Source organism: Rhodoluna sp. (assembly GCF_024641065.1).
GTDB lineage: Bacteria > Actinomycetota > Actinomycetes > Actinomycetales > Microbacteriaceae > Rhodoluna.
This window is the reverse complement of sequence record NZ_JAHEDV010000019.1, coordinates 1-4,464: the sequence shown is the minus strand read 5'-3', so window position 1 is coordinate 4,464 and position 4,464 is coordinate 1. Positions and strand designations below refer to the sequence as shown.

The following is a 4,464-nucleotide window of genomic DNA, read 5'->3' as shown; positions in this document are numbered from 1 at the left end:
TCGGGCCAATGCCATCACCCTGTTTTGGAATCTCGTCGTAACCCATGCGAGTCACGTGACGAATTACGTCGTGGTTTGAAAGCACCCAAGTCGAAGGTGCGCCGACGGCACCGAAAGAATCAAAAGACTCGTTGATGGTCTTGATCAAACGATCTTTCTTCCAAGGAGTTTCTAGATAACCGAAGTTGAATGTCTGGTGATATTCATCTGAGCGAACCCAAGTCGCCATGCGAGCAAGAGGCATTACCCATGCTTCGCCGCACATTACGCGCTCGTCATACTCATCCAAGATATTTCTGAAACGACGATTGATGTCGTGAACTTCAGGCTGACCCCAGAACGGGTTCTTCTCTTCAAGTTCTTTGATGCTCATGTCTTCTTCAGACTTTGCGCCACCCATGTGTGAGTCGGCAACTGCAACGTCTGGCAATCCGGTGCGCTTAATCATTCCGTGGGCAACGTCGATGCGGAAACCTGCAGCACCGCGGTCGAGCCAGAAACGAAGAACGTCGTCGAACATCTCGCGAACTTTTTCGTTGTCCCAGTTAAGGTCAGGCTGTGATGAGTCGAAGATGTGCAAGTACCACTGGCCTAGTTCGCCGTTTGGTTCGGTGATGCGAGTCCAAGCGTTGCCACCGAAAACTGACTGCCAGTTGTTCGGAGGAAGTTCGCCGTTCTTTCCCTTGCCGTCGCGGAACATATACATTTCGCGCTCAGGTGAACCAGGTGCTGCCTTAAGTGCGGCCTTGAAAAATTCGTGTTCGTTTGAAGAGTGGTTTGGAACCAAGTCAACGATGATGCGAATGCCGTGCTTTTTCGCCTCGGCCACCATGTTGTCGAAATCTGCGAGGGTTCCGAACAGCGGGTCGATGTCTTTGTAGTCACTGACGTCGTATCCAGCGTCTTTTTGTGGCGACTTAAAGAACGGTGAGCACCAGATGGCATCAATGTTGAGCTCGGCAAGTGCCGGCAGGCGATCGGTGATTCCCTTTAGGTCACCCATGCCGTCGCCGTTGCCATCGGCAAAGCTTCGAGGGTAGATCTGGTAAATGACGCTTGAGCGCCACCATTCAGGGTTTTCTTTGGTCGAATACAAGATAGGTGATTTAGACATGGCATCTAACTTATTCGAAAAGCTACGGCCAAAAGGCGCTTTGTAGCCTTTATCCACGGATAAAAACCCCGAAATCTCGCGGTTTCATCGTGATAATTCCGTTATCCAAAAGTTTGCTCTCAAGTTGCGAGAAGTTAAGGTTAGGGGGTTGGATAGTAGGGACTTGATTGCAAGTCCTTCAACTACGTAGTTCGAAAGGTAACAAATGAAGATCCGCAAGAGCAGCATCGCAGCTGCAGTAGCGACCTTGGCAGCGGGAGCAATGCTTGCAGTAAGCACCCCAGCCATCGCAGACACCCCAAACCTCTTGGTTTGGGTAGACAGCGCCCGTAAGGCAGACTTCTCAGGTCCAGTAGCGACCTGGGCTAAGGCAAACGGCGTAACCGTAACTCTTACTGGCAAGGACTTTGGCACCGTTCGCGATGCTCTAAAGACCGCAGTTCCTGCAGGAACTGGTCCAGACCTACTTATCGCTGCAGCACACGACTGGACCGGAAACCTAGCAGCTGCTGGTGTTCTACGCCCAGTTACTTTGTCAGCAGCAACCACCTCGACCCTTGCAAGCAACGCCCTTCAGGCATTCTTGTTCAACGGCAAGCAGTATGGTGTGCCTTTCTACACTGAGAACATTGCTCTAGTTCGCAACCTAAAGAAGGCTCCTAAGGCTCCTACCACTGGTGCACAGATCAAAGATGGTCAGCTTCTAGTCGGCACCTACGGTGCTGTCGGTGGCGACCCATACCACTTCTACCCAGTGCAGAGCTCATTCGGTGCTCCAGTGTTCAACTCAACCTCAAAGGGTTGGACTTCAACCCTAGGCATGGATGGCGCAGAAGGAACCAAGTTCGCTCAGTACCTAGCAACCAAGGGACAGAAGTTCTTCGGTAAGGCTGACTTCGGTTGGGACAACGCAATCTGTGGCATCAAGAGCGGAACCTTGGCTTACTGGATCACTGGTCCATGGGCAGTTTCGTCAATCGAAGGTGGAAACTCAAAGTGCACCACCAAGTCAGTCATCAACAAGGACTACGCTGTTTCAGCTATTCCTTCATTCGGTGGCAAGACTGCTCAGCAGTTCATGGGTGCAAAGGGTGGATTCATCACCAACAGCCCAGCAACTGACGTTGTAAACGCAACCCAGCTATTGACCTACCTTGCTGGCAAGGAAGCCGGAATTGAATACTTCAACGTAGACAACTTCACTCCTGCAAACAAGGCAGCTCTAGCAGTTGCTTCATCTGACCCAGTTATCGCAGCTTTCGCTGCTGCTGGCAAGAACGCAGTTCCAATGCCTAACATCGTTGCGATGGACAGCGTTTGGGACAAGTGGGGCAAGACCGAAGCCAAGATCCTTACTGGCAAGTCAACCAACCCTGCAGCTGACTGGAAGACCATGACTAGCGCAATCACCGCGCTTATCAAGGGCTAATTTCAGTCGAGCAAAGCTCGAGCGAGGCTCCGGGAAACCGGGGCCTCGCTTCTTTTTTGCCCCATGAATTCGGCAAGCGCTTTCAGTTTCGGTTAGGTAACGAACCCGCTTTGTGTGATTGGCTGCTGAATTTTGCGAATAGAGTTTCTTTAGTTTGCAACATCCAGGGAGGGATGCTTCATGACCAACCCATTCGCTGGCGGCTCTGACCGCAGCAATATTAAGCGCAAGAGCGTTAAGCAGCTCTATGACGGTGGAACACCAAGTCTTCGTGGAACGATCTTTAAGATTTTGCTTTTGGCAATTCTTGATGCGGTCACAATTTTTGTCACATTCATTCTTTTCATGAAGAGCCTTTGGTTGGCAGTAGCGATTGCCATCGTGGCCATGCTGATTATCAACTGGCTCTACCTTCGTCGCGGCGGTCTCCCTGCAAAATATCTGGCACCCGGAGTGGTTCTGCTTATCGCATTCCAGATCTATGTTTTGTTCTTCAGCGCTTACACCGCTTTCACCAACTATGGCTCGTTTCACAACGGTGACCAGAAACTAGCTGTGTCTGCAATTCGTGCGGCTGGCTACGGAGTGGTTGATGGCGCAGCGCAATATGACGTGCACCTAGTTAAAACCGACGCGGGCAAAGTTGAGTTCTTGCTGACCGACCCAGTAAACGGAAAAGTTTTTGTTGGCGACAGTGCAAACGAAAAGTTGGTTGAGATCGCAGCGTGTTCGACAGCAATCTCTGATGTCATTCAAAACAACTCCACCAACGTCGCTCCAAGCGATTGTGAAATCACAATTCTTGGCGACAACATCGCCGACGCAATTTCGGCACCTGGCTATGCTGCAACTGATCAGCAGGGGCTCAGCAAGGCGCAACTAAATAGGCTTGCTGCTACTCGATTGTATGTTGACCCAACAAATCACGAAGGTCAGTTCGTCAAGACCGATGACCTCATGGTTGCCATCACCTACCAAACCGAATTGGTTTGGGATGGCAAGGCTAAAACCTTTACTCGAGTAACCGATGGCATCGTATTTGGGGCAGCCGAAGACGGCTATTTCAGAGCCGATGGCAAGCCAAATGGCGAGAAGGTTAGCGACATCGGTTGGAAAGTAGAAGTTGGCTTCAAGAACTTCAAAACAATCTTCACCGATGAAAACCTGCGTGCACCGCTGCTAAAGATTCTGTCTTGGACATTCATCTTTGCAGGTTCGACTGTTTTGACCACGTTTATTGCCGGTCTTGCAATTGCTCTGCTATTCAACGACGACCGCATGAAGTTCAAGCGCGTATACCGTTCGTTGATGATTTTGCCTTACGCGTTTCCTGCGTTCTTGTCGGCTTACGTTTGGCGCGGTTTGCTAAACACCGACCAGGGATTCATTAACAACGTGATTCTCGGTGGAAACCACATTCCTTGGTTGACAGAAGAAGGCCCGGCTCGTGCCGCAATTCTCTTGGTTAACCTCTGGCTAGGTTTCCCATACATGTTCTTGATTACCACCGGTGCGCTTCAGGCCATTCCTGCAGAGCTCACCGAATCGGCAACTATCGATGGTGCGACTCCGTGGCAGATCTTGCGACAGATTAAATTGCCACTGCTTTTGGTTTCGATTGCTCCGCTGCTAATTTCATCGTTCGCGTTCAACTTCAACAACTTCACGCTGATTTATTTGCTCACCAAGGGTGGCCCGATGGATTCGGCGACAAGCGGTTATGACGCCGGTGGAACAGATATTTTGATCACCTTCGTTTATAAGATCGCGTTCTCGGGTGGTCACGGCCAAGACTACGGTTTGGCTAGCGCATTCTCGATCTTGATCTTTATCGTGGTCGCGACCTTCTCACTTGTAAGTTTCCGACGCACTCGCACTCTAGAGGATGTGAACTAATGACTACTGCAACAGCTAACGTCAA

General features: G+C 50.6%; 3 protein-coding genes. 2 read left to right on the top strand and 1 reads right to left on the bottom strand.

All coding sequences use genetic code 11. The annotated features are described in order from the left end of the window. Positions 1-1,114: alpha-amylase family glycosyl hydrolase (locus Q0L26_RS05630; protein WP_296648540.1), on the bottom strand; the 1,114-nt coding region annotated here is incomplete at its 3' end. Between the two features lie 205 nt (positions 1,115-1,319). Here Q0L26_RS05630 and Q0L26_RS05625 point away from each other — a divergent pair. Together Q0L26_RS05625 and Q0L26_RS05620 are read left to right on the top strand one after the other, a co-directional pair. After that, positions 1,320-2,543 carry an extracellular solute-binding protein gene (locus Q0L26_RS05625; RefSeq protein WP_296648536.1) on the top strand — a complete coding sequence of 408 codons (1,224 nt, stop codon included), beginning with the start codon at positions 1,320-1,322 and terminating at the stop codon, positions 2,541-2,543. A gap of 180 nt (positions 2,544-2,723) precedes the next feature. After that, positions 2,724-4,439, top strand: a complete 1,716-nt coding sequence (locus tag Q0L26_RS05620; RefSeq protein ID WP_296648534.1) for an ABC transporter permease subunit — start codon at positions 2,724-2,726, stop codon at positions 4,437-4,439. Positions 4,440-4,464 lie beyond the last annotated feature (25 nt).

Excerpts from the sequence above, each read along its gene's own strand:
- Q0L26_RS05625 (WP_296648536.1), top strand. The coding sequence starts at position 1,320 with ATGAAGATCCGCAAGAGCAGCATCGCAGCTGCAGTAGCGACCTTGGCA.
- Q0L26_RS05620 (WP_296648534.1), top strand. The coding sequence starts at position 2,724 with ATGACCAACCCATTCGCTGGCGGCTCTGACCGCAGCAATATTAAGCGC.